This is a genomic window from Methanobrevibacter filiformis (assembly GCF_001639265.1).
Lineage (GTDB): Archaea > Methanobacteriota > Methanobacteria > Methanobacteriales > Methanobacteriaceae > Methanacia > Methanacia filiformis.
The window spans coordinates 1-1,832 of the sequence record NZ_LWMT01000136.1; the positions used below are offsets into that span (position 1 = coordinate 1).

Consider the following 1,832-nt stretch of genomic DNA (forward strand, 5'->3'; position numbering starts at 1 on the left):
GTTGTTACTTTTATTGGGGATGTTAATTATACTGCTGCTGTGAATAGTACTGAGTTTGGTGGTGTGCTTATTAATACTACTTTGGTTATTAATTCTGTTCCTGATAGTAAGGTTAATAGTAGTGTTAATGTTAATGGTACTTTAAAAGATGAATATGGTGATAATGTTAGTGGTGCGACTGTTATAGTGACTGTGGATGGTTTTAATTATACTAGTACTACTGATAGTAATGGTAATTGGAATATTACTTACATTGTTAATTCTTCTAGTGAAATCAGTGTCATTGCTACTTTTATTGGGGATGTTAATTATACTGCTGCTGCAAATAATACTGAGTTTGCTGGTGTGCTTATTAACACTACTTTGGTTATTAATCCTGTTCCTAATAGTAAGGTTAATAGTAGTGTTAATGTTAATGGTACTTTGAAAGATGAGTATGGTGATAATGTTAGTGGTGTGACTGTTATAGTGACTGTGGATGGTTTTAATTATACTAGTACTACTGATAGTAATGGTAATTGGAATATTACTTACATTGTTAATTCTTCTAGTGAAATCAGTGTTGTTGCTACTTTTATTGGGGATGTTAATTATACTGCTGCTGTTAATAGTACTGAGTTTGGTGGTGTGCTTATTAATACTACTTTGGTTATTAATTCTGTTCCTGATAGTAAGGTTAATAGTAGTGTTAGTGTTAATGGTACTTTGAAAGATGAGTATGGTGATAATGTTAGTGGTGTGACTGTTATAGTGACTGTGGATGGTTTTAATTATACTAGTACTACTGATAGTAATGGTAATTGGAATATTACTTACATTGTTAATTCTTCTAGTGAGATTAGTGTTGTTGCTACTTTTATTGGGGATGTTAATTATACTGCTGCTGCAAATAATACTGAGTTTGGTGGTGTGCTTATTAATACTACTTTGGTTATTAATCCTGTTCCTGATAGTAAGGTTAATAGTAGTGTTAGTATTAATGGTACTTTAAAAGATGAGTATGGTGATAATGTTAGTGGTGTGACTGTTATAGTGACTGTGGATGGTTTTAATTATACTAGTACTACTGATAGTAATGGTAATTGGAATATTACTTACATTGTTAATTCTTCTAGCGAAATCAATGTCATTGCTACTTTTATTGGGGATGTTAATTATACTGCTGCTGTGAATAATACTGAGTTTGGTGGTGTGCTTATTAATACTACTTTGGTTATTAATCCTGTTCCTAATAGTAAGGTTAATAGTAGTGTTAGTGTTAATGGTACTTTAAAAGATGAATATGGTGATAATGTTAGTGGTGTGACTGTTATAGTGACTGTGGATGGTTTTAATTATACTAGTACTACTGATAGTAATGGTGATTGGAATATTACTTGCATTGTTAATTCTTCTAGTGAGATTAGTGTTGTTGCTACTTTTGTTGGGGATGTTAATTATACTGCTGCTGTGAATAGTACTGAGTTTGGTGGTGTGCTTATTAATACTACTTTGGTTATTAATCTTGTTCCTGATAGTAAGGTTAATAGTAGTGTTAGTGTTAATGGTACTTTGAAAGATGAGTATGGTGATAATGTTAGTGGTGTGACTGTTATAGTGACTGTGGATGGTTTTAATTATACTAGTACTACTGATGATAATGGTGATTGGAATATTACTTGCATTGTTAATTCTTCTAGTGAGATTAGTGTTGTTGCTACTTTTGTTGGGGATGTTAATTATACTGCTGCTGTGAATAGTACTGAGTTTGGTGGTGTGCTTATTAATACTACTTTGGTTATTAATCTTGTTCCTGATAGTAAGGTTAATAGTAGTGTTAGTGTTAATGGTAC

1 protein-coding gene is annotated in these 1,832 nt (G+C 31.8%); it reads left to right on the top strand.

Translation table 11 applies throughout. The features are described 5' to 3' along the window. Positions 1 to 1,832 (top strand): beta strand repeat-containing protein (locus MBFIL_RS10790; RefSeq protein WP_169805501.1); only part of this gene is annotated, 1,832 nt, incomplete at both ends.